This window comes from Bordetella tumbae (assembly GCF_054780995.1).
This window is the reverse complement of the sequence record NZ_BAAGVG010000024.1, coordinates 68,264-93,992: the sequence shown is the minus strand read 5'-3', so window position 1 is coordinate 93,992 and position 25,729 is coordinate 68,264. Positions and strand designations below refer to the sequence as shown.

The window sequence follows — 25,729 nt, the reverse complement described above, 5'->3', positions numbered from 1 at the left end:
TGTTAGGGTTATCCCTCGGTGATTCGCCGTGACTCATTCTGCAACCGTGCTATCTTCCCGCCATGAGTCAGCCTCCGACATTCTCCGATCCGGATATCCTGGCGCCACCTCGACGCACTCGACGTGGCGCCGGGCGTGCCACGTTGGCCGATGTCGCTCGAGTTGCGGGCGTGTCCGCTCAGACCGTCTCGCGCGTCCTCAACAGTCCTGAATCGGTGCCGCCTGCAACACTGGAGCATGTGCGCGCTGCTATTGCTCAGGTGCGATATGTGCCGAATCGGCTGGCAGGCAGCTTGGCCTCTGGACGCAGCAAGTTGGTCGCTGCTCTTGTGCCCACCATTGCGTCGCCCGTGTTCCAGGAAACGATACATGCGTTGACGCAAGCGCTGGCCGCCAAGGGCTATCAGTTGATGCTGGGCGAGAGCGGCTTTGATGATGCCGATGAAATTGAACTGTTGGAGAACCTGATCAGCCGCGGTCCTGACGGCATTGTGTTGACGCGTGTCGTGCAATCTGAATTGGCTAGACAACGGCTCGCCTCGTCGGGGATTCCGGTGGTCGAGACGTGGGATCTGACGGATACGCCGGTCGACATGCTGATCGGGTTTTCGCATGAGACTGTCGGTGCGGCCGTCGCCGATTTGCTGATCGATCGGGGCAGCAAGGCACCCGCGTTGATTTCGGGTAATGACCCTAGAGCGCGTCGGCGCCGAGCAGGATTCGTGAATCGCTTGATCGCACGAGGGGCTATTCGTGTCGAGGCTGATCTGCCCGTGGTTGAGATCGCGGCACCTGCGCATTTTGGCGATGGGCGCCGCGCATTTGTCGACTTGCTGGCAAAAGGGGGCGATATAGATGGGCTTTGGTGCAGCACGGATGCGCTAGCGCTGGGGGCGCTGATTGAAGCCAAGGAGCGAAATATTGTTGTGCCCGACCGCTTGGCGGTGGTGGGGTTCGGGGACCAAGTGACTTCGCCTTATACGAGTCCAGCGCTCACGACCGTGCGTATCGATGGCAGAAGAATGGGCCAGCTCGCCGCACAGCTTATTCTGGAACGGGCGGCGGGGGAGTCGGCTTCAGCTCGCGTTCACGATATTGGGTTCGAGATGGCGAGGCGGGCGAGTGCGTGAGCGAGCGGTCTTCAGCGGCGGACCTCCATCGCCGTCCGCAAGCCATCGCTGAGTATGTTGAAACAGAGGCTGGTGACACAAATACACAGCCCAGGCAGCAGGGTGATGACAGGTTGAGTGTAAATCGCCGATCGTAGCGTATTTAACATCAAGCCCCATTCCGCTTCGGGCGGACGAGTCCCTAGTCCCAGAAAGGACAGGCCCGACGCCAGAATCATGGCGACGCTGATCAGGCTTGTGGCATAGGTGAAGATGGGACCCGTGACGTTCGGCAGCACATGTACGCGCATGATGGTGAACGCGCTGGCTCCGCTGGCGCGCGCGGCCTCGATATAGTCATTGTTTCGCACGGCGGTCGTGGTGGTTTCCGCCACTCGTATGATTTGCGGGATGAACACGAGCGTCAACGACAGCATGGCATTGAACAGGCCAGGGCCCAGCGCGCCACTGATTGCCACTGCCAGAAGGACCGACGGAAAGGCATAGAACACATCGGTGGTGCGCATGATGGCCATGTTGACCCAGCCGCCTGCGTAGCCGGCCAGAATTCCGAGCGCGGAGCCGATCATGCAGGCTAGTAGCACAGGCGTAATGCCCAGAAACCAGGATAGTTGTCCGCCATAGAGCAGGCGGGTCAGCATGTCACGGCCCAATTCATCCGTGCCAAGCAGATGGCCAGGTGTTCCGATGGGTTTCAACCGCTGAGCCATACTGCCCTGAAAAGGATCGTGCGGCGCGATCAAGGGGGCGAATATGATTGCCAGCAAGATCAAAAGCAGTACGCCGCCGCATAGCATCGATATAGGATCGCGCCGCAGGCGTTTGGCCACGCCCCGCCAATAGCTCTGCCCGCGCACGACGGCGAGTGCCGGGGCGGACGCGATGGGGGGCGAGGGGGAAATCTCGAGTGTGCTCATGCGCGTCGAATCCTCGGGTCGAGTGTGGTCTGAATGATGTCTACGGCGAGATTGAGGGCTACGAATACCAGCGCCAGGATCAGTATGGTTCCCTGCAGGACGGGAATGTCGCGTTGGAAGATGGCGCGGTTAAGCAGAAATCCTGTCCCTGGCCACGAGAATACGGTTTCGACCAGAATCGAGCCGCCCATCAAATAACCCAGCTGCAACGCCATGATGGCGGCGACTGCGGGCGCGGCATTTTTGAGAACGTGTATGGCAATGCGTCCACGGCGCAGACCTTTGCCGCGCAGTGTCGTGGTGAAGTCTTGCGACAATACGTCGACCACGACACCTCGTACTGTGCGGGTGACAATACCCATGGGTATGATCGCCAATGTCAGTGCGGGCAGAACCATGAATTTCAAATGTGCCCAGTCCCATACCCAGTTTTGTGAGCCTGCTCCGCCCGCTCCCATCGACGGCAGCCACATCAGCTTCACGCTGAAGATCACCACTAACAGCATTCCCAGCCAATAGTGCGGCACGGATACGCCGGTAGCAGCCACGGCGGACAAGGCTTTGTCCAGCCAGGTGCCGCGCCAGACCGCGCATATCGTACCCAATAGGGTGCCTAGCGCAAATCCTATCAATGCCGCCACCAGTGACAGGCGCAACGTATTGATGAAAGCCTTGAATAGATCGACGGATACAGGGCGCCCATTGGCCAGCGATGTGCCGAGATCGCCTTGGACGACTCGCGACAGCCACAAACCGAATTGCACGGGTAACGGGCGATCCAGTCCGTATTCTTCGCGAATCTGATCGACGACCTCTTGCGGCGCGTCTGGCGAGACAATGGCATTGACGGGATCGCCAGGAGCAATGTGAGCAAGCATGAAGCACACCAATCCCACGGTGACGGCAATGGGAATGGCGTAAGCAACGCGTCGGATGATGTATAGCAGCATGAGTGGCCTCAGTGTGTGCTGACGTGTACGCAGCGTGCCATGTGACCGGGCGCGGGTACTTGCATATCCGGGACAGCGATGTGGCAAGTGTCCACGGCCTGACTGCAGCGGGGCGCAAAAGAGCAGCCTGGCGGCAGTGCGTGTAGCGGAGGTGGGGCGCCGGGGATGACGGTCAGACGCTGGCCTCGTAATCCAGGGTGTACCGTGGCTCCCATTAAGCCTTGCGTATAGGGATGTAGAGGGGTGCTCATGACTTGCTTGACGTCGCCCTGCTCGACAATACGGCCCGCATACATCACGGCAATACGGCGCGATATCTCGCTGGCGACGCCCAGATCGTGCGTGACGAAGATGATTGCCATCCCCAGTTCCTCCTGCAGTTTGCGCAGCAATAGCAAGATTTGGATTTGCACGGTGGCATCCAATGCCGTAGTGGGTTCATCCGCCAGGAGCAGTTTGGGCCGGCAGGCCAGTGCCATGGCGATCATGGCTCGCTGGCGCAGACCTCCAGACAGCTCGTGAGGATAGGCATCGAGGCGGCGAGCCGCGGATGGTATTTGCACCAGTTCCAGCAACTCCAGGGCGCGTGCGCGTGCCGTGCGCCAGGAGACCGCCTGATGCCGTACTACGCTTTCCGCGATCTGATCGCCGACCGTGAATACGGGATCAAACGCACTCATGGGTTCTTGAAAAATCATGGCTACCGATCCGCCGCGCAGGTTATTCATGCGCGCTTCGTCGGCGGCAATGATGTCGTGTCCATTCAGGAGCAAGGTGCCGCTCATGCGAGTGCTGCGGGCGGGGTTCAGCCGCATCAGCGCGCGCAGCGTGACGGATTTTCCCGAACCGGACTCGCCCAGGATGCACAGTGTGTCGCCGGCGTTCAGATCAAAGCTGATGCCATTGACTGCATTGGTGACGCCGTCTGGCGTGTGAAAAGCGATTTGTAGGTCGCGTGCCTGTACTAGCGGTTCGTTCATGCTGCTTTCGCACTCAGTAAACGGCTGGACATGCCGTCATTGTTGGCCGGATCCACTCGCAGGCACGCAACCTGATGCAATGGCGTGCCGACATTGACGAGCGGCGGCACGTGTTCGGCGCACATGGGTTGGGCGTTGACGCAACGCGTGCGAAAACGGCAGCCGGAAGGCGGGTTGATAGGATTGGGAGGATCGCCCGTCAGTGGCGGCGCAGTGCGGCGGCGGTCGGGGTCCATGGACGGACGGCTTGACAGCAGCGCCGACGTATAAGGATGGGCGGGATGGTTATAGATGGAGTCCACCGGCCCGATTTCCGCCAGTTTGCCCAGATACATCACCAGAACCCGGTCGGCGAGGTACTGTACGACGTTCAAATCATGACTGATGAACATATAGGTCAACCCAAATTGGGCCTTCAAGCCGACCAGCAGGTTCAATACCTGGGCCTCTACGGATTTGTCCAAGGCGGATACAGGTTCGTCCAGAATGATCAGCCGTGGCCGCAGCGCGAGCGCGCGTGCGATGTTCACGCGTTGCCGTTGTCCTCCTGATAGCTCATGGGGGAATCGACGTGCGTACAGTGCTGGCTCCAGGCCAACCGCGTGCAGGAGTTCGTGTGCGCGTTCAATTGCGGGGCGACGGCGCATGCCGTGCACTTGCGGCGCGAAAGCAATGGAGTCTTCGATGGTTAGCCTGGGATTCAACGAGGCGTAGCTATCTTGGAAAACCATCTGGACTTGGCGGCGATATTCCTTGAGTGACAGCCCGCCGCCCGGGCCAATCGTTTGTCCATCGAAAACGAGTTCACCTGCAGTCGGGTTCATGAGCGACATGATCAGCCGTGACGTCGTGGATTTGCCGCAACCCGACTCGCCTACGATGCCTAGGGTCTCGTTCTTGAGCACATCAAAACTGATGTCGTCCACGGCTCGTACGACCTGCCTTTGTGCACCACGTATCCCATGCAGAGGAAAGTGTTTGACTAGTCCGCGGACCGACAACAAGGGTTGCGCGGGTCCGCCGACATCGGGCAGGGCTTCCAAAGCACCGTCGGTTTTAGGTTTCGCGGTGACTGGCGTGGCATACGTCATGATTTCCCTATTTTTAAAAAATAAGTACGTACATATATTACGTCGCAGCGCAGCAAGTGTTGAGTTTATTTTGTCAGAGTAAACCCTTGATATGGTTATTTTCCCTGTATTGGTGCGGAAAATCCCTATGTTCGTGCGATCGGCACCATGTATGTGCAACGCACAAAAAAATAATATTTTTATTGTAAATAAGTACGGACACATTTTATGATGACTGCACATTAACTCGGGTAAATCGAGTCGCCGCCCGATCCTCTTCTGCCTTGTCTTTAGCCAGGAATCTTCCGCATGTCGATCAATCTACGCCGACGTCAAGTCATGGGTGGCATGGCCGCCACCGCGTTCGCTGTCACGTTTCTGCGCGGCGAACTGGCCCGCGCACAGACTCCATCTGGCACATTGCGTGTCGGGATGACAGTGGGGGCCGTGCCTAACTCCAACGGAGCTCCTGATCAAGGCGGCGAGGGCCTGCGTTTCATGGGGCTGACGCTGTATGACCAACTGGTGTCATGGGATTTGTCCAGTGCCGACAGACCTGCCGTGCTGCGTCCTTGCTTGGCCTCCTCGTGGCGCAATGATCCGGAAAATCGCAAGCGGTGGCTGTTCGAAATCCGCCAAGGCGTCAAATTTCACGACGGTCATGAGCTGACAGCCGATGATGTGGTGTTCAGTTTTGATCGCACGTTCAAGCGTGATGCACCATGGTTCGATCAGCGTGCCTTCAGCCAGATGCTGCCGCAGATTCCCAATATTGCTGCGTGGGGGGCTGATGGAAAGTATTCGTTCTGGATTGAGACAGCGGTCGTTGATGGCGCGCTGCCTTACTCATTGACCTGGCTCGGTATCGTGCACAAAGGCGCCTGGGAGGCCGCTGGCAAAGATTGGAACGCCTATATGTCCAAGGCGGTAGGAACGGGTCCTTGGAAACTGGAGACTTTCGAGCCCGCCGAACGCTGCTCGATGACGCGCAACGACGTCTATTGGGACAAGGCGCGCGTCCCGCACTGTCAGCGTCTGGTATTGCTGCCCATCCCTGACGCAAATACCCGCGTGGCGGCTTTACAGTCTGGTCAAGTCGACTTCATTGAAGCTCCCTCGCCTGATATGGTCGGCATGTTGAAAGCCAATGGCTTTCAGGTCGTGACCAATATCTATCCACACAATTGGATGTGGTTCCTGTCGCAGACCCCTGATTCTCCGTGGCGTGACGAGCGCGTGCGCAAGGCCGCCAATCTGGCGATTGACCGGGCCGGCTTGAAAGCATTGCTGGGTGGCCTGATGCTGGAGGGGGCAGGGATCGTTCCTCCCCGCCATCCTTGGTATGGACAGCCCACATTCAAATTGGAATACAACCCCGAGCAGGCGCGCAAGCTGCTGGCCGAAGCGGGATACGGGCCCGACAAACCGTTGCGTACCAAGGTCGCCATTTCCAGCAGTGGCTCAGGCCAGATGCAGCCATTGCCCATGAACGAGTTCATCCAGCAGAATCTACGCGAGGTGGGAATCGAGGTGCAGTTCGAGGTCTTCGAATGGCAAGCCTTGATCGAGGCCTGGAAGGCGGGCGCGGGCTCTCCGACGAGCCGTGGCTGCACGGCACTGAATATTTCGCAAGGGCCTTTCGATCCGTTCCGTGCTTTCGCCCGTATTCTGCAGACCAACATGGCCGCGCCCGCCGGTGTGAATTGGAGCCGATTCAGCGACCCCGAACTCGACAAGCAATTTACTGCGGCTCAACAAGAGACCGATCTCACCAAGCAGGATGCGTTGCTTGCCAGTATCCATGGGCAAGTTGTGGACCGGGCGCTTTTCCTGTTTGCCGCGCATGACTTGAACCCGCGCGCGCTCGCGCCGAATGTCCAGGGGTTCGTCCAGGCGCAGTCCTGGTTCCAGGATCTTTCTCCCATTTCCATTGCCTGATTGGATGCAGACATGACGACGCTTGTTTCTCGTACTGAAGATTGTCTGGCTGCTATTGAGCAGCAGAACGGCGCACTCAAGGCGATCATCTCGATAAATCCCGTCGCCGTGGATGAGGCCCAAAAAGCCGAAGCAGCAGCGGCGCGTGGGCACGGCCCCTCCGTCGGGCTTGTGGTCAGCCTCAAAGACAACATCGACACGGCAGGTTTGCTTACTACGATGGGTTCTGCATTCTATGCGGACCATGTACCCACCGTTGATGCGCCTGTGACGACACGCCTGCGTGAGGCGGGTTGCGTGATGGTGGGCAAAGCGAATCTGCACGAGTTTGCCTTTGGCGGCACGACGCAGAATCCGCATCATGGACTGGCTCGCAATCCTTGGCATCCAGAGGCGATTCCAGGCGGTTCCAGTGGTGGATCGGGATCATCCGTCGCGGCGGGTATGTGCGAGGTATCGCTAGGGACCGATACGGGCGGCTCTATCCGTATTCCTGCCGCGCTCAACGGTGTCGCGGGACTGCGGCCGACGCACGGGGCGGTTCCCAACACAGGTTGTTATCCGGTCAGTGCAGCCTATGACACGATTGGCCCGCTGGCGCGGACGGTAGCGGATGTGGCGCGTGTTCACGAGATCATTGCTGGCCATGATGCCGGGGATGACTGCTGCTTGCCGCATGCCGTTGAAAGTTGGACCAATCTCTATCTCCGTGGTGTTTCTGGCCTGCGGATCGGTGTGCCTGAGTCCTGGTGTTTTGCCGATATTGATCCGGATGTTCTGCGTTTGGTGCGAAGCGCGGTCGACGTGCTGCGCGACCTAGGCGCCTCGATTCGAACCATTGAACTGCCCGAGGCGCCGCAAGCACAGGCCGCCTTGATGCCCATGGTGCATGCCGATGCCGCGGCAGTGCATGAGGCGCGCTTACGCGACGCGCCGGAACGCTTCGGTCCGGACGTGCTGGAACGACTGCGTCAAGGCGAGGCGGTTACCAGCCAGCAGTATGCGCACCATATGCGGTTCAAAGAGCGTTGGTTGCGCCGTATCGACCAAACCTTTCAGGAAGTCGACGTCATTTTGACGCCGACGTGTCCAGTCACTGCGCCACTGGCCAGCAATTCCGTGCGCATGATCGAAACTACACGAGGCATTTCCCGCTTTACCTATGCGTGGTCCTTGGCGGGGACGCCGGCACTCTCCGTGCCGGTAGGCTTTGCGTCAAATGGTCTGCCGGCGGCGATGCAACTGATTGGGCCACGTTGGCATGATGCTCGTGTGCTGGCTCTTGGAGCACGTTACCAGGAGGCCACCGATCATCATATGCGCCGCCCTGGCGCAGTGGTGGCCAACCGTTGAGGTGTTGTTGTCGTGAGCATTCTGTCTGAGACGGACCCCATTGCCTCGGAACGCTACGGATGGCGGGTTCTGTCGGTCACTACACTGGGAGTGATGCTGTGCTTTATCAATGCGAGCACCTTGAATGTTGCTTTGCCCCGGGTCGCCGATGACTTGAACGCGTCGGCGACGCAGGCAAGTTGGATTCTGCTCAGCTATATGCTGCTGACCACCGTGTTGATCCTGGTCTTCGGCCGTCTTGCTGATTTGTTTGGGCGTAAACGCCTCTACATGGCGGGTTTGGGGACGTTAGTACTGGGGAGCGCAGGTTGTGGGTGGGCGCAAAGCGCCGAAATGCTGCTGGTGTTCCGGTGTGTACAGGCTGTGGGCGCGGCCGCCGTCATCACGAATACCACCGCGCTCTTGGCTGACGCATTTCCGGTGCGGCGCCTGGCACTGGGGCTGGGCATCAACGCCACCATATCGGCCGCGGCGCAGAGTATGGGGCCTGTCATCGGCGGTTTGATTGTCAACTCTCTGGGGTGGCGGGCCATTTTCCTGCTCAATCTTCCGTTGGGCCTCGTGGCCCTCGCGTGGGCATGGCGAACGCTGCGTCATGTCTCCTTTTCAAGCAGCGAGCGCTTTGACTCCGTGGGGGCGGCGCTGTCCATGATAGGAATGGCAGGCCTGGTATACGCGATATCGATGGGAGGGCCCAACGGCTGGTCCGATCCGCATGTGTTGGCGGCGGCGGCGGTGGGAGTCTTGGGGATGGTTGCCTTTGTCATCAGCCAGCGCCGTAACGAGGATCCGTTAGTGGATCTGAGCCTGCTCGCAGAGTCGACCCGCAGCGTGGCCTACGTCTGCGTCATGCTGATCTCCATGGCGCATGTTTCCACCATTCTGTTGGTGTCTTTGTTTTTGCAGGCTGTGCACGGTTTTGACGCAATGTCTGCCGGGTTGGCCGTCGCACCGACACCCATAGGAATGATGTTGGCGTCGCCTGTTGCCGGGCGATTGATAGGGAGACATTCGAACTTCTCTCTATGTTTGTGGGGGCTGGGATTTACCGCCACGGGACTGTTGATGTTGTTTCTCGTGATTGGCTGGACAGAACCCTATGCATGGATTGCTCCCGCCTTGCTATGTGTGGGGATAGGAAACGGTTTGTTCTTGACGCCAAACAATAGCGGCATCATACAAAGCGTGCGGCCGGCTCGGCGAGGGATTGCCAATGGTATGCGCTCTGCATTGCAGAACACCGGATATGTGGTTGGCACGGCACTGGCGTTGAGCATCGCCACCGCGCCGCTGTCGCGCGCCAGTCAAAAGGCCGCCTATGCAGGACGGCTGTCCATGGTCTCTCAGAGCGAGGTCCATGCGTTTACCAGCGGCTGCCGCATGGCGATCGCTGTGCTTTTTTTCTTGTGCGCAACCGCGATTGCGCTGCTGTTGTGGACGCGTCAGCGCACACGCGCGACGCTTTGAATGTCTTTCGATCTATAGAAACTGACTTAAGGAACCTTGATGAGCACCTATCGCGAAAGTACCGAAGTACAGTTGGCCCGGGCAGAGCAGCTCAATCCCTCGCTCTGCATTATGACGCGCATGATGCCGGATTCGGCAAGAGCCGATGCGGATCGAGCCGATCGCGCGCAAGCAGCCGGAGAAAGTCTGGGGTTGCTGCATGGGATGACGATCTCCGTAAAAGATAACATCGATACTGCTGGTGTAAACACGACAGCGGGAGCGGCGTTCTTGGCCGATAATGTGCCGACGGCCGATGCCCCTGTTGTTGAGCGATTGCGGCGGGCTGGTGCCGTTATTGTGGGCAAAGCGAATATGGCTGAACTCGCTTTCGGATCCAGATCGTTCAGTGCAACGGGCGGGCAATGTCGCAACCCGTGGAATGTGGATCGCATTCCCGGCGGGTCCAGCGGAGGCTCTGCCGCTGGTGTCGCGGCTGAGTTTTGCACAGGATCGCTTGGGACGGATACCGGAGGGTCTGTGCGACTGCCCGCTTGCTATAACGGTGTATCGGGGTTGCGGCCGACGCACGGCCGTGTGCCGATTCGCGGGGTGGTCCCTGTCAGTGAGCATAACGATACTGTCGGGCCAATTGCCCGGCGTGTGAGTGATGTTGCACGGATCTTCGCGGTGATTGCCGGTTACGATCCACTCGATCCGACGACGGTAGATCATCCCGTAGGGAATTTTTTGCCACATCTGAATGCAGGCATTGCGGGGAGGCGCATCGGTATTCCGCGACAGCACTACTTTGATGGCCTGGAACCGGGCGTCGGAGAGGCAGTGATGGCCGCCGCCAAGCAGTTAGAAGCCTGCGGAGCAACGTTGGTTGATGTGGATGTGCCGTTGGCTTCGCAGGCACATGTGCACCATACCAATATGGTTTTCTCGGATGTGTGCAGCGTGTTCCATGAGCGTTTGACGAAGCAGCCCGAGACCATCACGGCTTCTGTTGTGGAGCGCATGAGTAATGGTTTGCGTGTTACCGGTGTGCAGTATGCAGAGGCAGCTAGCTTTCGACTGGTGTGGCGTCGCACATTGGCGGCGTTGTTTGCCGACGTGGATATACTGCTGTCGCCCACCGCGCCTTGGACGGCGCCGGTAATCGACGATGGCGCCTCATTGCTCGAGGCGACCAAAGCCTCGACACGCAACACCTATGCTGGTGCGCTAGCATCCATTCCGGGTTTATCAGTTCCATGCGGATTGACCGCCGCGGGTATGCCTATTGGCTTGCAACTCGAGGCGGCGTGGTGGAATGAGCCCATGTTATTGCAGGCTGGCGTTGCCTATCAACAGCGTACGGACTTTCATCTGCTGCGCGCGCCGTTATTGCGCTAGCTACGGCACGGGTGCGCCGTGCCGTCCACGGCATTCACAGGGAGGCAGGCGCGCGTCGCAGCTTTATGGAAAATTGAAACTGCGTAACCGGGTAAAGATTGTAGGAAACCTCGATGACCTTGCCATCGGCCAGGCGATAGATGCGTTCTACCTCGATCACGACTGAGCGTTTCTTCAGCTTCAGGGCCTTAGCTACGTGATCAGGGGCCTCGATGCCGCGTATGGTTTGCGTGGCCTCATTGATGTGAATGCCGTAGAGATCCTGGATTAATTCATACATGGCACGCTGCTGCTTGCCTATCAAGCGTGCGGCCTGGGCATAGTCCGAATGCAGATAGACTTCGGTCCAGCAGGGCGGCGCGGTATCGTCTTGTTGATAACGCAGTGCATGAATGCGTACCCATCGGGTGTCACAATCGCTGTCTATGCGCTCAGCCAACGCGTCGTCCAGCGTTACCATTTCGCTGCTCAGAATATCCCAGCGGTGTCCAACATACTGAGAAAGCTCGTCAAACGATCCGCTCTGGTGGACGTAGGTATGGGGGGCTTCGCTCGGTGGTATGACCGTGGTGCCAGAACCGCGTCTCGATGTCACCAAACCCTGTGCACGCAATTCGCGCAATGCTTCGCGCACGGTGTGCCGGCTGATGTTAAAGCGCGCGCAAAGCTCGATTTCCGTAGGTAGCAGGCTGCCTACCGGAAACTCCCCTCGTACGATTTCATTGCGCAGAATAGAAACGACTTTTTTGTAGAGTGGCGCATCGGACGCTGTGGGTTGCCTGTGTTCGGTCAGGTCGACTGCAGGGGTTTTGTCCATATTGCGCAGAAATAAAGAAACCGGGATACGAAGAGCGGTGTTACCGGAAACAAGGTCACCGCAGACTTCAATGAATTATACGGTTGATGGTTTGCGTTGACGGCAATCGATAGCGCTGAACGCATGGCGGCCAGCATGCAGTGGCGTGGCTTTGTCGCTCGATATCGTGTGGCCGTTGAATCGCGGATTGGGACGCGCCGCACGGCAACTCGAGGCGAGTTTGCTACGAGAGTTGGCGACGTTCAATCGGGAATAAAGTGATGGTTCTCTCATGGAGAACAATCCGGATGATTTATTCTTAAATAAGGAATAAAATAAAAACCTGTTCTTGATTTGAGAATAAAAGAGAGCCGGACATGGAACTCGCGGTGACACCTTCTCGCCATTCCCAACTGCGTTCTGCGATCGAAGCTGCGTTGATTCTGGCCGTCGGGATGGGATTTGGACGTTTCGCATTTACTGCCATCTATCCACACATGGTGGAGGAGGGCGTGGTCAGCATGCAAGGCGGCAGTTGGGCGGCTTCGGCCAACTACGCGGGATATCTGCTTGGTGCGGTGCTTGCCGTGCGGATGCGGGCCCACAATGCGCATCGTCTGTGTATCTGGTCCGCCGCCGGTACTGCGATGTGCCTGGCGTTATTAGCCTTTCTCGATTCCACCAGCGCCATCGTTGTGACAAGAGGAATTGCAGGCATATTCAGCGCGCTTTCCATGGTCGCCGCGTCATTGTGGCTGTTAGAGCACAGGGGCCATGGCAAGGGCGCGCCGCTGTTGTATGCGGGGGTAGGCGTTGGCATCGCCTTGTCCTCGGAAATATTGGTATTGGGAGCGCATGCGGGACTCCAGAGCCAGGGCATGTGGCTATTGCTGGGGGTTGTGACATTGGCGCTTGGTTTGGTGGCCGTGCCAGGAATACGTTCGGCCGCTCCTATTTCAACCTCCGATACCGCTCCAGGGACTGACGATGCTGCGACTGTTGCGGCATGGCCTCTGATCTGCATGTACGGTTTGGCAGGGTTGGGGTACATCGTGACGGCGACGTATCTGCCTTTACTGGTCAAAACGGCGTTGCCCACTCTGGACGCTGCGCATGTGTGGGCCGTATTCGGCCTGGGCGCGGCGCCTTCCTGTTTCCTTTGGCACAAACTGCACCAGCGCATCGGTACGAGAGACGCATTGCTTGCCAATCTGGTGCTGCAGGCTATGGGCGTCGCTTTGCCGGCTGTGTCGCAATCTGCCGCCAGCTATCTGCTGAGCGCGCTGCTGGTGGGTGGCACCTTTATGGGAACTGTAACCATAGCCATGCCTGCTGCACAACGTGTCGCCCGCGCGACGGGCAGGAACCTGCTCGCGGCGATGACGCTGGTCTATGGCGTAGGCCAGATACTGGGGCCCGCGTTGGCTGAACGCTTGTATGCGTCTAGCCAGAGTTTTTCCAGCTCGCTTTTCGCGGCAGGGGCGGCCTTGATCGTGGGGGCGTTGCTGTGCTTTCGGCTGTAGCGGTTCTGCAGGGCGGTCATTGCGGGTTAACATACTCCTTGCTCCGGGGTGCACGCCAGTGCTGAGATTCAGACCCGCGAACTTGACCCGGTTTATACCGGCGTAAGAAGAGCATTGACCTTGACAGGGCCGCATGATTGGTCGGCTTGTGCAGGCGGGCTTCGGAGCTTCCATGTATAGGATTCACCAAAGCCCATGAACTACGCCGAACCGCCTGATGCGGATATTCTCGAATTCATTGCCCAGGACGGCTGCACTGACGAGCAATTTGACAGGCTCGCCTTGCGTCTGTTTGCCTACCAGTACCACGCCAACGCGCCGTTTCGCAGTTTTTGCCAGCGGCGTGGCGCGACCATACGCAATGTGAAATCCTGGCGCGATATTCCGGCTGTGCCTATTGACGCTTTCAAAGCAATGGAACTGCGTTGCGAGCCGCAGTCGCCCACCGAGCGCGTTTTCATGACCAGTGGGACGACTCGCGCCGATATGCGCGGGCGGCATTTTCATCCTCGGCTGGATGTTTACGACCTATCGATGACGCGCAATTTTTCCTTGCGTTTTATGCGAGGTGTCGAACGTATGCCGATGGGGATTTTATTTCCGGACGAGATCGCCATGCCTAACTCGTCGTTGGCGCATTATCTGGCCTTGGCGAAATCCACGTTCGGCAGTGCAGACAGCCGATATTTCATGTCGCCGGAGGGGATCGATCTGGAGGGGCTGTGGCTGCGGCTCGAGCAGGCCGAGTGCCTCGGTGAGCCGTATGCGCTGCTGGGGGCGAGCTATAGCTTTGTGCACGTGATTGACGCGTTGCGTCAGTCGGGCCGATCCTTTCATCTGCCACCAGGTAGCCGTATCCTCGATACGGGAGGGTACAAGGGCCAATCCCGTGAACTCCCGTTGGAAGCTTTTTACGCGGCGCTGACCGAGCTGTTAGGCGTACCTCGTGAACTGTGCATCAATATGTACGGCATGACGGAGTTGAGCACGCAGTTTTATGACGACGGCAATGCGGTGGTGCCTTCTGTGAAATCCGGACCGCATTGGATTCGCTCGCGTTTGGTCGATCCCGCAACGGGCAATACGGTACCCGATGGCGAGCGTGGCATCTTGGCGCACTGCGATCTGGGCAACTTTAATTCGGTCACCACGATTCTGACTGAGGACGTAGGTGAACCGGCCGAGAATGGTTTCCTATTGTTGGGACGTGCCGAGGGGGCGCAAGCCAAAGGCTGCTCATTAGCGGTGGAAGAGTTCATCCGGTCGGCGGCATCATGAACACGCTGCGGGTCGAGGCTGGCTATTTACCGGGGCTGTCAGCCCATGAGGTGCAATGGCAGATATTGCCATTTGCTCAAGGCGACCAACGCGTCGAGGTATCGGTGCCGGTGTTGTCGCCGCAGCAGATGAGAACGCTGGCCGAGCGCGTCAGGCGAGCCAGTGCGCAGCATCTCAAAACGTTGCCGGTATCAGAGATTATTTCGATCATTGATCGTGCAGTTGCCCGTTTGCTGGATCCCAACGATCCATATCGCCGCCAAGCCGATGCCTTGTTGCCGCTGGTCAGTGGCTATGACGCAGAGATGGTGCGCCTGGGACTGACGGGTTTTTTCAAGACCTTTCGGGCGCCGCAGTTGCATCGTTTTGTCGTGGAAGACTTCGCCAATCCCAAAGTCCTGGATGCTTTTCAGCCTGCAGCCAAGGGTGGTGCAGTGCGGGCCTATGGGCCTGAGTTGTTGGTGCATAGCTGGGCGGGGAACGTACCTGCCTTGGCGTTGTGGAGCTTTGTGTGCGGCTTGCTGGTCAAGGCGGGCAATATCGGCAAACTTCCCAGCGCTGAGCCCTTATTTGCGGGATGGTTTGCACGGCTGCTGGCCGAAGTGCATCCGCCCTTAGCGGATTGCTTTGCCGTAGTGTGGTGGCGTGGGGCCGGTGACGAGGAGGCAGACGCGCTCTATGCGCAGGCCGACACGGTGGTAGCCTACGGCGGCAATGATTCACTGCAGGCGATTCAGCGCCGTCTGCCTGTTACGACACGATTTCTGCCGCATGGGCATAAGCTGGGTTTCGGCGTGATCAGTGCTGCTGCGCTTGACACGTTAAAGGCGCCCGCCGTCGCGCGACGTGCGGCTTGGGACGTGATGCGTTACGACCAGCAGGGGTGTTATTCGCCGCAAGTGTTTTATGTACAACGTGGCGGACAGGTTGCTCCTCGCGAGTTTGCGGGCTATCTCGCGGGCGAATTGGCGAACCTGCAGCGCCGCTATCCGAGGCGTGCGTTGGATTTGGCGGAGTCGGTATCGCTGGCGAAATGGCGGCAGTCCATTGAGTGGAGTGCCGCAGCCCAACGCGGCGTGGACGGGTTGATTGGCGATCATGAGGCGCAATGGAGTGTCGCCTATACGGACGATGCTCAGCCGCTGTCGCCGTCCGCGTTACAGCGCACTATCGTTGTTGCGGCGATCGACGTTTTGGAGGATGTGGGGCCTGCGGTGCAGGAGCGCAGTGCGTTGTTGCAGACCGCAGGCATCGCCGCTACACCAGAGGAACTCTATTGCCTCGCCGAGCAGCTCGGAGCAGTGGGCGTGACCCGCATCAGTGCCATGGGTTCGATGAGTATGCCCGAAGCGGGCTGGCATCATGATGGCCGTTTTAATCTGCTTGACCTGGTTCGTGTGGCCGAGATCGAGCAATCGGCTGAGGCGGCGGCCGAGCCCTTCGCCCCGTATGAAACATGAGCGTGGATGTGGACAGGCCGTTTCTTGATATGCGGCAGGTGGTGTACACCTATGCAGGCGGGCGGCCGATTGTGGATCGCGTCGACTGGCAATTGAAGACCGGCGGTTTTCATTGCCTGGTCGGCCGCAGCGGTTGCGGCAAGACGACGTTGCTCAAGCTCGCTGCCGGTCTGTTGGTACCGCAGTCGGGACGTATACAGCAAGGGGACGGCAAGCGCGTCGAGCCCGGGCCGCAATTAGGTTATATGTTCCAGGCGCCGACACTATTGGAGTGGCAGCGGGTTATCGACAATGTGCTCCTACCTGTGTCGTTGCAACGCCGGCCGCTCGCCGATGACGTCGCGCGAGCGCACGAGCTGTTGGCCATGTTGGGATTGTCGGGGCATGCGCAACACTATCCTCGGCAATTGTCCGGCGGGCAGCAAAGCCGGACGGCTTTGGCGCGGGCATTGATTCTTGAGCCAGCGCTGCTGTTGTTGGATGAGCCCTTTGCAGCGTTAGACGCTATCACGCGCGGCGAGCTGCAGGATGACCTGACGCGGATGTGCCAGTCGCGCAAGACGACGGTGCTGTTCGTCACACATGACATTGGCGAGGCAGTGTATTTGGCTGATCGCATTGGGGTCATGCATGAGGGGCGATTGCTGGCCGATATTCCGGTGGAATTGCCTGCGCCTCGTACTCAGTCCATGCGTCATGGTGCAGCGTTTAATACGTATTGCGCGCAGATATTCGACACGATGACGGGGGTGGCGAAATGAGACAGGTGCTGAGCCGCCGTGTGCTGCCTATGGTGTTGTTGATTGTGCTGTTGGGCGCATGGGAGCTCGTCGTGCGGCAAGCGGACATTTCCGCACTCGTGTTGCCGGCGCCTTCGGCGGTGGTGCGTACGTTATGGACGACGCTCTCCACGGGATACTTATGGCCGCACATCGGCGCGACGCTGGCGGAAATGCTATTGGGGTTGGCTCTAGGAGGTGCAGCGGGGCTGGCAATGGGCATCGCGTTAGCGGAATCAGCGCTGCTCGATCGCGTCTTCAAACCTTATGTCATCGTCAGCCAGGTGGTGCCCAAGCTGGCGCTGGCACCGCTGTTTGTGTTGTGGTTCGGTTTTGGCATCGCGCCCACAGTGGTGATGACAGCGCTGATCTGCTTTTTCCCCCTGATGGAAAACACGCTGACCAGTTTGCGGCAGGTCGATCCGAATCGCTTGCAGTTGTTCCGCATGTTGGGGGCGTCGCGTACGAAGACATTGTTGCGACTGAAACTGCCGGCGGGGTTGCCGGGGATTCTGGCGGGATGGCGGGTTGCGTTAGTGCTGGCCTTGGTCGGTGCCGTCGTCGGTGAGTTCATCGGCGCCAGCCGTGGGCTAGGTGCAGTCATTATCGCGGCGCAAGGCATGATGGATACCCCTCTGATGTTCGCCGCGTTGACCGCCATTGCTGCGATCGGATTGCTGTGCTATCAGGCCATGCTGATGTTTGAGCGGCGTTTGTTGCGTCCGTACGGCGATCATTTTTGAAATCTCTCAGGACTTTTTCATGCTTTGTTCACCCTCTCGTCGCGTCTTCTTGGCTGCTGCAGCGAGTCTGACTGCCGCATCGATTTTTGCTCCGATTGTGCGGGCTGACGAAGCCGCGTCCGGCAAAGTCACGTTGGCAGGTTGGAGCAAACCCATCTCAGAAATCACCAATCTGTTGGTGGAGCCGGACAAGGGATTCTTCAAGGCCCAGGGTATTGAACTGGTCTATCTGCCGGGTACAGGCGGTGGTGATGCCATTCGCAATATGCTGAGCGGACAGGCCGATGTGGCATTTACCGATCCCGGGTCCTTTTTCATGGCGTTGGACAAGGGAGAAAAATTACGGGCTATCTACGACATCTACCCACAGAATGTCTTTAACGTGGTCTCGCTCAAGTCCGCTAACATCACGCGTCCAGAGGATCTGAAAGGCAAACGTATCGGCGTCTACAGCCTGTCCAGCGGTACGCGGCAAAATCTGTTGGTGATGCTGCACCAGGCGGGCTTGACCGAATCCGATGTGGAAATCGTGGTGACGGGGGTGTTGAACTTTGCGCCGCTACTGCTGGGCCAGGTCGATGCCACTGCTGCTACGGACACGGGCCTACTTGTCGGCAGGCGGCGCGGTTTGGGCGACGTTGACGTGATGCAAGTCCGTGATCACATCAACGTGTCCAGCGATTTATTTGTCGTGCGTGAAGAAACCTATCAGCAGAAACAAGCATTGCTGCGCTCGTTCCTGAAGGCCTACCGTGACAGCGCTGCCTGGATGATCGCGCAGCCAGAAGAAGCCGCCGACTTGGCGAGCAAACGGGCGATCGATGGTACGGATCGGGATATCAACCTGGAAGTCATACGGTTACGTAACGATTCGGCGATGGCGCCTGCCGGCCCGGATGGGGTCAAACGCGCGCTGGGTGCCTTTGACCTGACGCTGCTGCAAAAGGCGGCCGACGCTTATCGCGATCTGGGTTTGATCCAACATTCGATTGATGTGGCGAATGTCGTTGATAGCAGCTTGTTGCCGGAGTCTTGATATGAGCGCCAGCCAGAAATTTACAGGCAAGGTCGTGTTGGTGACAGGCGCCAGCCGAGGCATCGGTGCCGAAATCGCGCGTGGTTTCGCCCGAGAGGGCGCAACCGTGGTCGTCAATTACCTGAGTAACGCCGCGGCGGCTGAGGCCGTGGTTGCCCAATGCCAAGCGTTGGGCGGCGATGCCTGGGCGGTACAGGCAGACGTTGGTTCCGCCGTAGCGGTACAGGCCATGGTCGATGCCATTGTGCAGGAGGCAGGCCGACTCGATGTGGTGGTCAACAATGCGCTGCGTCACTATGCGTTCGATCCGCGACGCCGTACGGTATTCGACGATCTGACATGGCAGGATTATCAATCGCAATTTGAAGGCTCTGTGGGGGCGGCGTTTAATGTTTGCCGCGCTGCGTTACCGCATTTCAAACAACGGGCCCAGGGTTGCATTGTCAATATCTCGACGAACTTGGTCGAGAACCCTGTGATTCCGTATCACGACTACACTACCGCGAAGGCCTCATTGGAGGCATTCAGCCGTAATCTAGCCGTTGAATTGGGTCCGTTTGGCATCCGGGTGAACTGTGTCGCGCCGGGTTTGGTTTATCCGACGGACTCCAGTGGCGGCACCCAGGAATCATTCCGCGATTCGCTGATCGCGGCAACGCCGCTGCGGCGTATCGCCAGGCCGGAAGATATTGCGGGACCGGTGCTGTTCCTGGCCTCGGATTGGAGCGGATTCATGACGGGGCAGGTTCTGTTGGTGGATGGCGGCTTGGTGATGCGGTAATCTGATGACTATGATCCATTTACCCTCTACGCCCAACATCGCCGCTTTACGCACGTTCGTGGTCAGCTTCGCGGATCTGCTATCGCGCCACAGTGACGAGCCGACGATTCTGCGCGAGGGCGGCGCATTGTTGGGCGAGCTCGTATCAAGAGACGATTGGTTGCCAGACGAGTATGCACAGCCCGATCCCGTTTACTATCGTCAGTATTTGCTGCACGCGGATTCTGCGCAGCGATTCTCGGTCGTGAGTTTTGTCTGGGGGCCTGGGCAGGTCACGCCCATCCATGACCATACGGTATGGGGCTTGATTGGTATGTTAAGGGGCGCAGAGTACTCGCAACCGTATGTGTTGAACCCTTCAACGGGTGTCGACAAATCGGGGAAAGCTGTCAGATTGGAACCTGGGCAGGTAGAGGCCGTTTCCCCTTCTGTGGGTGATGTGCATCGGGTCTCTAACGCTTACGACGATCAGGTGTCGATCAGCATTCATGTCTATGGTGCGAATATCGGCGCAGTGAGGCGTTCCGTCTACACGCCAGAGGGCGAGCGTAAACCGTTCATTTCCGGTTACCACAATACAAGCCTTCCCAATCTTTGGGATGTTTCCAAGGAACTCAAGCGCCAATGAGGGGTAGAGGTATGGGAGCCTCGACTTTGGGCTGGGGAGGATGTCAATTAACATGGCATTGCCCATAACCCTCTGCTTTTTAAGTTATTTCGATGGATCTCGTCGCGCTTGAGTATTTCTATGTCGTTGCACAGGCTGGCAGCGTGTCTCGCGCCGCCTCCGATCTAGGCATCGAGCAATCCACGCTGACCCGGCACATCACGCGTCTGGAGCACAGCGTGGGCATGAGGCTCTTTCACCGTTCGGGGCGAGGGATGATCCTGACAGAGAAGGGCCAGGCGATGTTTCGGGCGGCAGAAGAGGTCGTCGGCGCGGTTTCCCGCGCCCGCAGGACGGCAGCGGAGTTGGCCTCATCCGGGCCGGGCAAGATCACTATCGCGTCACAGCCGACGATCGCGAATACGACGTTTGGGGCGATTGGCCATGCATTGAAAGCCGAGTTTCCGCGTTCGACGATCCGCTTTGTCGAGGGGCTGGGGTCTCACATCATCAGTATGCTGCAGGACGGCGAGGTCGACGTAGCCTTGTTGTATCAGCCCACGCAGTCCAAGCTCATTGACTATGAGGAACTGCTCCGGGAAGATCTGTACTGCATTTGTTCATCGTCCATGACCAGCCCGCGCACCAAGTTCAGCGGCGCGGAATTGCTCAAACTGCCCATGGTCCTGCCCAGTACTGCGCATGGGCTGAAAGCGTGGCTGGAGGCATTGGCTCAGGATATTGGCGAACCGCCGAATATCGCTATCGAATGTGATGGTTCCACGCATCTGATGCGTCGGTTGGTGCAGCAAAACCATGGCTACACCATTCTGCCCCTGGCAGCGGTCACGGCAGAGTTGGCCGCGGGAACGTTGAAGGCCATTCGTATCGACCATCCCAGAGCTACCCGTACGGTCGCGTTGGCAACACCGCGCGGGCGTGCTCAGGTCGATAGCTACTGGACTGTCGTACAAATCATCAAACAGACCGTCGCGGATCTGGTCCGCTCCGGTCAATGGCCGAACGTTCAAGCTACGCCTGGATCCGCTTGTCAGGCGTGATCTGCAACGGATCGGTGACCAGTTCGAGGACGGCAACGCCGCCGGCTTTTTGCGCGCGCTCGAATGCCTGGGGAAAATCGGCCGCGTCCTGCACACGCTCTGCGTAGGCACCTAGCGAGGTCGCCAAGCTCACGTAATCCGAGCCGTGAATACGGGTGCCTGACACACGTCCCGGATATTCGCGTTCCTGGTGCATGCGGATGGTGCCATACATGCCGTTATTGACGAGCAACACGATCAATGGGGCACCGAACTCGACGGCGGTTGCGATTTCCTGCGGGTACATCATGAAGCATCCGTCGCCTGCGACGCAGACAACCGGACGTTGACCCTTGAAGCGCAACCCGGCCGCGACTGCAGCAGGCAGTCCATATCCCATTGCACCGCAGGTCGAGGCCAACTCAGTTCGGGCCGTGCGATAGCGGTAATAACGGTGCAGCCAGACAGAGAAGTTGCCTGCTCCATTCGTCAAAATGGCGTCCTCAGGCAGCACCTCGTTCAGATGCAGCATGACTTCGGTGAGATCTACGCCATTGAGCGATGGTTTTGGTTCACGACGCGACGTGAATGCGACAAAGGCTTCACGTGCCTGGGCTGTGCGCTGACTCCACGGAGCTTGGTTCGGGGCTTGCAGTTGCACCAGCGCACGCAGGGCGGCGTCCGAGGTAGCCTGAATCGCCAGGTCTGGCCGGAAAACGCGCCCGATCTCATCGGGCGACGGGTGGAAGTGAATCAGTTTCTGTTTCGGCGTGGGCAGGTCCAGCAGCGTATAGCCATCGGTGGGCACATCACCCAGGCGAGTGCCGACGGCTATGATCAAATCCGATTCTTGCACCAGGGCTTTTAGCGCCGGGCTCATGCCCAGGCTCATGTGGCCAACGTATTGCTTATTCTCGTTGTCCAGCAGGTCTTGGCGGCGGAACGAGCAGGCTACAGGCAGGTTCCACGCCTCGGCAAAGGTACGGAGATCCTCGCAGGCTTGTGCCGGCCAGTTGCTGCCTCCGATGATGACGAGCGGGCGCTGGGCAGTCTGCAAGGCGGAGGCGATTTGTTCGCGTGTAGACGCGCCCACCTCGGCCGTTTGGAGTTGAATCGGCTGGCAATCAGGCGCTGCCGTGAGCTCGGTCAGCATATCTTCGGGCAACGACACGACCACCGGACCCGGACGGCCGGACGCGGCAACGTTGAATGCCTTGGCCAGCAACTCGGGAACGCGGTGCGGGTCGTCGATTTCGATGACGAGCTTGGCGATGCTGCCGAAAAACTGTTGGTAGTCCACTTCTTGAAAGGCTTCGCGGCCACGATGGCTGCGGGCAATCTGGCCCACGAACAGGATCATCGGTGTGGAGTCCTGCTGGGCGATATGCAGACCAATGCTGGCATGCGTGGCGCCGGGGCCGCGTGTCACCATGCAGATGCCGGGTTTGCCCGTCAGCTTGCCATCGGCCTCGGCCATGTTGGCCGCCGCGCCCTCGTGTTTGGTGACGATCAGATCGATCTGACCTTCGACGTCTTTCAGGGCGTCCAGGACTTCCAGGTAGCTTTCACCGGGGACGCAGAATACGCGCTCTACACCGTGAGCGACGAGCGAGGAAACGAGGGCGCGGCCAGCGGTGCGCCCGGCCTGTTGTACTGGAGTGTTCATGGCGATTGTCAGTAGAGAAAGTCAGTCACCTTGGGCGGATCGGCGTGATGCCGGGGCTTGCGGCAATGGATGGCGGCAGGTTATCCCGCTTTAGGGGCGTTATGCGCTGCGTTTCGTGCATACCTGATGTGCCGAATCCGCATAGCGGTTCCATACGCGCGCGTATAGCATCGTCGATGCCGCTGGTCCGAAAGATGTTCCTGATCGCGGCACATAAAGGGGATTGTTCCCAGAAAAACGAGACATGACCGCTCCTACGAACTACACAACCTCGATTCCTCAAGACACGAGCGAGGCGGCCAATACGAAGCCCGTCGCTGCCAAGCCGTTACCCGCGGTGCTAAAACAGGTGCTCTGCCTGGATGATTTTCAGCCGCTTGCTCGCAACAAGCTTCCTCGACAGCTCTACAGCTACATAGCCAATGGCGCCGACGATGAAGTCTCGATGGGCCGCAACCGCCAGGCGTTTAACCGCTGGGCGTTTTCTCCGCGTGTGCTGGAGGGCGTGGAAAAGCGGACGCAAAGCATCACGTTGTTCGACCAGCAATACGCGAGCCCATTTGGGATCAGCCCCGTGGGATTGGCGGCAATGTGGAGCTATCGCGGGGACATCGTCCTGGCCAAGACGGCTCGTGAGCATCGCGTCCCGGCGGTCATGAGTGGCGCCTCGCTCATCCGGATGGAAGACGTCGCCGAGGCGGCCCCCGGGACCTGGTTTCAGGCCTATCTGCCGGGAGATGAAAAGCGTATCGCCGAGCTGCTGGCGCGTATTGAGGCGGCGGGTTTTGGCACCTTGGTCCTGACGGTGGACTTGCCGGTTCAAGTGAATCCCGAACGCTATGTGAAAAATGGCTTCTCTACGCCGCTGCGGCCCAGTGCGCGTTTGGCATGGGACGGCATCAGCCATCCACGTTGGCTGGCGGGGACTTTTTTGAGAACCCTTGCCCGCCATGGCATGCCTCATTTTGAAAACTGGCGTGCCGAGCGCGGTGCGCCGATTCTGTCAGCATCGGTGAAGCGCGATTTCGTCGCGCGCGACCATCTGTGCTGGGAACATGTCAAAGTTGCCCGCAAGCTCTGGAAAGGTCCCCTGGTCATCAAGGGGATCATGCGCAAAGAGGATGCCCTGCTCGCGCGTTCGGCAGGGGCAGACGGCATCATCGTATCCAATCATGGCGGACGTCAGTTGGACAGCGCGCTCTCGCCGCTGGACGTGTTGCCAGAGATCGCCGAGACGGCCGAGGGCCTCGTCGTGATGATGGATAGCGGTATTCGGCGCGGCACAGACGTTCTGAAAGCGCTGGCGCTAGGGGCCCGCTGTGTTTTCAATGGGCGCTCGTTCAACTATGCTGCAACCGTGGCGGGCGAAGCGGGCGTGGCGCATGCGATCCACATTCTGCGCACTGAAGTCGATCGTGATATGGCCTTGCTGGGGATCAATCATCCCTATGAGATCGACCACACGTTATTGCGCAGGGCGCCTCTCTAGGGGCCGGATATCGCCGGCAGGCAGGCTGATCCCCACAGATCATCGCCAAGGTTCAGGCTGACTGGACTGGCCTTGGATCATTGAATTAGAAAATCCAATATTGAGGAGCGTATAACCATGTCTCGTGTCATTGACCACCACCGTCGTTCGCTGCTGAAAGCCAGCGCTGCTGCCGTTGCTGCCGGCGCTGTCGGATTGCCCTTTACTGCACTGGCGGCAGAGTGGCCTGATCGGCCCATCACTTATACCGTGCCATTTGCGCCAGGCGGCGCGACCGACATTATCGGCCGCATTTATAGTGTTTCGGCAGCGAAAATCCTCGGTCAACCCCTTGTTGTGGAAAACATGGGTGGTACCGGCGGCAGCCTCGGGTCTGCCAAGGTCGCGCGCGCCAAGCCTGACGGCTACAACATTGTCGGCGGTACGATCAGCTCCCACGCGATCAATGTCAGCATTTATCCCGATATCGGTTATGACCCCGTCACGTCGTTCAAGCCCGTCATCCTGACAGGGAGCTTGCCCAATGTATTGGTAGTGCGAGCCGACAGCCCGTACAAGACGGTCCAGGATCTGATCGATGCGGGGAAAAAACCCGACAGTCAATTGAATTTTGGTTCGTCTGGTGTGGGCAGCTCGCAGCATTTGACCGGGGAGTTGTTCATGGATGTCACCGGCGTGAACATGCTGCACGTCCCGTACAAGGGCAGCGCCCCGTCTTTGCAGGCACTGGTGAGCGGCGAGATCGACCTGGTCTTTGACAACATCACGTCTTCGGTGCCGCTAATCCAGGCGGGTAGGTTGCGCGCGTTGGGTGTAACGTCGACGACGCCGTCGCCCGTCCTGCCGGACGTTGCCCCGCTGGACAAGCTGGGTCTGCCCGGTTTCGAGGTCCTGTCCTGGCAGGCCGTTTTCGCGCCCGCTGGCACGCCGGATGATGTGATTCAAAAACTGTATGCCGCGATGAGCCAGACGCTGAAACAGCCTGAAGTGCTGAAACAGCTCCAAGGACTCGGGTTGGATGTGTCCGGTGCCGGTCCAGAGGAGCTCGGTAAGTTTCAGAAGGCCGAAGTAGCGAAATGGGCCGACGTCGCCAAGAAAGCGAACATCAAGATGTAAAGAGGAGCCTGTAGGCGGTCTCATTCGCCTAGTGTTTTCCCTAGGTTCGAAAATTTCGGGGCATCAGTAATAACCATAAGCCCCGTTCATCGCTTCCTGGCGGGCGAGTATGCACCAGGCCCACCTTATAACCTTTAAGAATAGGCGGTGTAGTTGAAGGACTTTGACGGGGTGAGTGGCACGCGCCTAAGGTGGCGACCGTGCCGCTCCATTCGCGGCTGATGTGTCAA

23 protein-coding genes and 1 riboswitch are annotated in these 25,729 nt (G+C 58.8%); of the genes, 16 read left to right on the top strand and 7 right to left on the bottom strand.

Annotated features, from left to right (window positions below; all coding sequences use genetic code 11):
• The first annotated feature begins 62 nt into the window (after positions 1-62).
• Positions 63-1,130: a LacI family DNA-binding transcriptional regulator gene (locus ACYVI2_RS25570; protein ID WP_415817566.1), complete on the top strand. Its 1,068-nt coding sequence runs from the start codon at positions 63-65 to the stop codon at positions 1,128-1,130.
• A gap of 11 nt (positions 1,131-1,141) precedes the next feature.
• Here the strand turns inward: ACYVI2_RS25570 and ACYVI2_RS25565 are convergent, their stop codons facing one another.
• Genes ACYVI2_RS25565 through ACYVI2_RS25550 form a run of 4 tightly spaced genes read right to left on the bottom strand, consistent with a single transcriptional unit; the run spans position 1,142 to position 5,020 of the window.
• Positions 1,142-2,047, bottom strand: coding sequence for an ABC transporter permease (locus tag ACYVI2_RS25565; protein ID WP_415817568.1), 906 nt, complete (start codon positions 2,045-2,047; stop codon positions 1,142-1,144).
• Entirely contained in the window at positions 2,044-2,997 is a 954-nt protein-coding gene (locus ACYVI2_RS25560; RefSeq protein ID WP_415817570.1) for an ABC transporter permease, read from the bottom strand. Before ACYVI2_RS25560 ends, ACYVI2_RS25565 begins: the two co-directional genes overlap by 4 nt.
• Positions 2,998-3,005: 8 nt before the next feature.
• Complete coding sequence (locus ACYVI2_RS25555) at positions 3,006-3,977, bottom strand: ABC transporter ATP-binding protein (protein ID WP_415817572.1); 972 nt, start codon at positions 3,975-3,977, stop codon at positions 3,006-3,008.
• Positions 3,974-5,020, bottom strand: a complete 1,047-nt coding sequence (locus ACYVI2_RS25550) for an ABC transporter ATP-binding protein (protein WP_415817762.1) — start codon at positions 5,018-5,020, stop codon at positions 3,974-3,976. Before ACYVI2_RS25550 ends, ACYVI2_RS25555 begins: the two co-directional genes overlap by 4 nt.
• 336 nt (positions 5,021-5,356) lie before the next feature.
• Between ACYVI2_RS25550 and ACYVI2_RS25545 the strand changes: the two genes are divergently transcribed.
• From ACYVI2_RS25545 to ACYVI2_RS25530, 4 genes are read left to right on the top strand one after another with little or no spacing between them, the layout of a single operon-like run.
• The gene (locus ACYVI2_RS25545) at positions 5,357-6,985 is read left to right on the top strand and encodes an ABC transporter substrate-binding protein (protein WP_415817574.1); all 1,629 of its coding nucleotides are present in this window, start codon (positions 5,357-5,359) and stop codon (positions 6,983-6,985) included.
• 12 nt (positions 6,986-6,997) lie between these two features.
• The gene (locus tag ACYVI2_RS25540; protein ID WP_415817576.1) at positions 6,998-8,338 is read left to right on the top strand and encodes an amidase; all 1,341 of its coding nucleotides are present in this window, start codon (positions 6,998-7,000) and stop codon (positions 8,336-8,338) included.
• A 12-nt stretch (positions 8,339-8,350) separates the two neighbouring features.
• Positions 8,351-9,805 (top strand): DHA2 family efflux MFS transporter permease subunit, encoded by a 1,455-nt coding sequence (locus ACYVI2_RS25535; RefSeq protein WP_415817578.1) that lies wholly within the window; start codon positions 8,351-8,353, stop codon positions 9,803-9,805.
• A 39-nt stretch (positions 9,806-9,844) separates the two neighbouring features.
• Positions 9,845-11,185, top strand: coding sequence for an amidase (locus ACYVI2_RS25530; RefSeq protein ID WP_415817580.1), 1,341 nt, complete (start codon positions 9,845-9,847; stop codon positions 11,183-11,185).
• Positions 11,186-11,219: 34 nt separating this feature from the next.
• On the opposite strand, the gene ACYVI2_RS25525 is transcribed toward ACYVI2_RS25530, so the two are convergent.
• Positions 11,220-12,002, bottom strand: coding sequence for a GntR family transcriptional regulator (locus ACYVI2_RS25525; RefSeq protein ID WP_415817582.1), 783 nt, complete (start codon positions 12,000-12,002; stop codon positions 11,220-11,222).
• A 75-nt stretch (positions 12,003-12,077) separates the two neighbouring features.
• Complete coding sequence (locus ACYVI2_RS25520) at positions 12,078-12,275, bottom strand: hypothetical protein (RefSeq protein WP_415817584.1); 198 nt, start codon at positions 12,273-12,275, stop codon at positions 12,078-12,080.
• A gap of 83 nt (positions 12,276-12,358) precedes the next feature.
• Between ACYVI2_RS25520 and ACYVI2_RS25515 the strand changes: the two genes are divergently transcribed.
• The 9 genes from ACYVI2_RS25515 to ACYVI2_RS25475 all read left to right on the top strand — a co-directional run bounded on the left by ACYVI2_RS25515 (position 12,359) and on the right by ACYVI2_RS25475 (position 21,249).
• On the top strand, positions 12,359-13,504 hold the full coding sequence (locus ACYVI2_RS25515) for a YbfB/YjiJ family MFS transporter (RefSeq protein ID WP_415817586.1): 1,146 nt from the start codon (positions 12,359-12,361) through the stop codon (positions 13,502-13,504).
• A 34-nt stretch (positions 13,505-13,538) separates the two neighbouring features.
• Positions 13,539-13,630: riboswitch (TPP riboswitch) on the top strand.
• Between the two features lie 69 nt (positions 13,631-13,699).
• The gene (locus ACYVI2_RS25510) at positions 13,700-14,782 is read left to right on the top strand and encodes a LuxE/PaaK family acyltransferase (RefSeq protein WP_415817588.1); all 1,083 of its coding nucleotides are present in this window, start codon (positions 13,700-13,702) and stop codon (positions 14,780-14,782) included.
• Complete coding sequence (locus ACYVI2_RS25505) at positions 14,779-16,242, top strand: acyl-CoA reductase (protein ID WP_415817591.1); 1,464 nt, start codon at positions 14,779-14,781, stop codon at positions 16,240-16,242. The genes ACYVI2_RS25510 and ACYVI2_RS25505 overlap by 4 nt, the downstream gene beginning before the upstream one ends.
• Positions 16,239-17,003, top strand: coding sequence for an ABC transporter ATP-binding protein (locus ACYVI2_RS25500; RefSeq protein ID WP_415817592.1), 765 nt, complete (start codon positions 16,239-16,241; stop codon positions 17,001-17,003). Before ACYVI2_RS25505 ends, ACYVI2_RS25500 begins: the two co-directional genes overlap by 4 nt.
• Positions 17,000-17,764 carry an ABC transporter permease gene (locus tag ACYVI2_RS25495; protein WP_415817594.1) on the top strand — a complete coding sequence of 255 codons (765 nt, stop codon included), beginning with the start codon at positions 17,000-17,002 and terminating at the stop codon, positions 17,762-17,764. Before ACYVI2_RS25500 ends, ACYVI2_RS25495 begins: the two co-directional genes overlap by 4 nt.
• 19 nt (positions 17,765-17,783) lie before the next feature.
• Positions 17,784-18,800 carry an ABC transporter substrate-binding protein gene (locus ACYVI2_RS25490; protein WP_415817596.1) on the top strand — a complete coding sequence of 339 codons (1,017 nt, stop codon included), beginning with the start codon at positions 17,784-17,786 and terminating at the stop codon, positions 18,798-18,800.
• 1 nt (position 18,801) lies between these two features.
• Positions 18,802-19,581: a 3-oxoacyl-ACP reductase gene (locus ACYVI2_RS25485; RefSeq protein ID WP_415817598.1), complete on the top strand. Its 780-nt coding sequence runs from the start codon at positions 18,802-18,804 to the stop codon at positions 19,579-19,581.
• 4 nt (positions 19,582-19,585) lie between these two features.
• On the top strand, positions 19,586-20,209 hold the full coding sequence (locus ACYVI2_RS25480; protein WP_415817600.1) for a cysteine dioxygenase family protein: 624 nt from the start codon (positions 19,586-19,588) through the stop codon (positions 20,207-20,209).
• A gap of 92 nt (positions 20,210-20,301) precedes the next feature.
• Positions 20,302-21,249 (top strand): LysR family transcriptional regulator, encoded by a 948-nt coding sequence (locus tag ACYVI2_RS25475; RefSeq protein ID WP_415817602.1) that lies wholly within the window; start codon positions 20,302-20,304, stop codon positions 21,247-21,249.
• Here ACYVI2_RS25475 and ACYVI2_RS25470 read toward each other — a convergent pair.
• On the bottom strand, positions 21,221-22,894 hold the full coding sequence (locus ACYVI2_RS25470; RefSeq protein WP_415817604.1) for a thiamine pyrophosphate-binding protein: 1,674 nt from the start codon (positions 22,892-22,894) through the stop codon (positions 21,221-21,223). The two genes, ACYVI2_RS25475 and ACYVI2_RS25470, sit on opposite strands and share 29 nt — an antisense overlap.
• Positions 22,895-23,138: 244 nt before the next feature.
• On the opposite strand from ACYVI2_RS25470, the gene ACYVI2_RS25465 reads away from it, so the two are divergent.
• Both ACYVI2_RS25465 and ACYVI2_RS25460 read left to right on the top strand, forming a co-directional pair.
• Positions 23,139-24,383 carry an alpha-hydroxy acid oxidase gene (locus ACYVI2_RS25465; protein WP_415817606.1) on the top strand — a complete coding sequence of 415 codons (1,245 nt, stop codon included), beginning with the start codon at positions 23,139-23,141 and terminating at the stop codon, positions 24,381-24,383.
• Between the two features lie 117 nt (positions 24,384-24,500).
• Positions 24,501-25,499, top strand: coding sequence for a Bug family tripartite tricarboxylate transporter substrate binding protein (locus tag ACYVI2_RS25460; RefSeq protein ID WP_415817608.1), 999 nt, complete (start codon positions 24,501-24,503; stop codon positions 25,497-25,499).
• The last annotated feature ends 230 nt before the right edge of the window (positions 25,500-25,729 follow it).

Coding starts and splice junctions, on each gene's coding strand:
- ACYVI2_RS25570 (WP_415817566.1), top strand. CDS start 63: ATGAGTCAGCCTCCGACATTCTCCGATCCGGATATCCTGGCGCCACCT.
- ACYVI2_RS25565 (WP_415817568.1), bottom strand. CDS start 2,047: ATGAGCACACTCGAGATTTCCCCCTCGCCCCCCATCGCGTCCGCCCCG.
- ACYVI2_RS25560 (WP_415817570.1), bottom strand. CDS start 2,997: ATGCTGCTATACATCATCCGACGCGTTGCTTACGCCATTCCCATTGCC.
- ACYVI2_RS25555 (WP_415817572.1), bottom strand. CDS start 3,977: ATGAACGAACCGCTAGTACAGGCACGCGACCTACAAATCGCTTTTCAC.
- ACYVI2_RS25545 (WP_415817574.1), top strand. CDS start 5,357: ATGTCGATCAATCTACGCCGACGTCAAGTCATGGGTGGCATGGCCGCC.
- ACYVI2_RS25540 (WP_415817576.1), top strand. CDS start 6,998: ATGACGACGCTTGTTTCTCGTACTGAAGATTGTCTGGCTGCTATTGAG.
- ACYVI2_RS25530 (WP_415817580.1), top strand. CDS start 9,845: ATGAGCACCTATCGCGAAAGTACCGAAGTACAGTTGGCCCGGGCAGAG.
- ACYVI2_RS25525 (WP_415817582.1), bottom strand. CDS start 12,002: ATGGACAAAACCCCTGCAGTCGACCTGACCGAACACAGGCAACCCACA.
- ACYVI2_RS25520 (WP_415817584.1), bottom strand. CDS start 12,275: ATGAGAGAACCATCACTTTATTCCCGATTGAACGTCGCCAACTCTCGT.
- ACYVI2_RS25515 (WP_415817586.1), top strand. CDS start 12,359: ATGGAACTCGCGGTGACACCTTCTCGCCATTCCCAACTGCGTTCTGCG.
- ACYVI2_RS25510 (WP_415817588.1), top strand. CDS start 13,700: ATGAACTACGCCGAACCGCCTGATGCGGATATTCTCGAATTCATTGCC.
- ACYVI2_RS25505 (WP_415817591.1), top strand. CDS start 14,779: ATGAACACGCTGCGGGTCGAGGCTGGCTATTTACCGGGGCTGTCAGCC.
- ACYVI2_RS25500 (WP_415817592.1), top strand. CDS start 16,239: ATGAGCGTGGATGTGGACAGGCCGTTTCTTGATATGCGGCAGGTGGTG.
- ACYVI2_RS25495 (WP_415817594.1), top strand. CDS start 17,000: ATGAGACAGGTGCTGAGCCGCCGTGTGCTGCCTATGGTGTTGTTGATT.
- ACYVI2_RS25490 (WP_415817596.1), top strand. CDS start 17,784: ATGCTTTGTTCACCCTCTCGTCGCGTCTTCTTGGCTGCTGCAGCGAGT.
- ACYVI2_RS25485 (WP_415817598.1), top strand. CDS start 18,802: ATGAGCGCCAGCCAGAAATTTACAGGCAAGGTCGTGTTGGTGACAGGC.
- ACYVI2_RS25480 (WP_415817600.1), top strand. CDS start 19,586: ATGACTATGATCCATTTACCCTCTACGCCCAACATCGCCGCTTTACGC.
- ACYVI2_RS25475 (WP_415817602.1), top strand. CDS start 20,302: ATGGATCTCGTCGCGCTTGAGTATTTCTATGTCGTTGCACAGGCTGGC.
- ACYVI2_RS25470 (WP_415817604.1), bottom strand. CDS start 22,894: ATGAACACTCCAGTACAACAGGCCGGGCGCACCGCTGGCCGCGCCCTC.
- ACYVI2_RS25465 (WP_415817606.1), top strand. CDS start 23,139: ATGACCGCTCCTACGAACTACACAACCTCGATTCCTCAAGACACGAGC.
- ACYVI2_RS25460 (WP_415817608.1), top strand. CDS start 24,501: ATGTCTCGTGTCATTGACCACCACCGTCGTTCGCTGCTGAAAGCCAGC.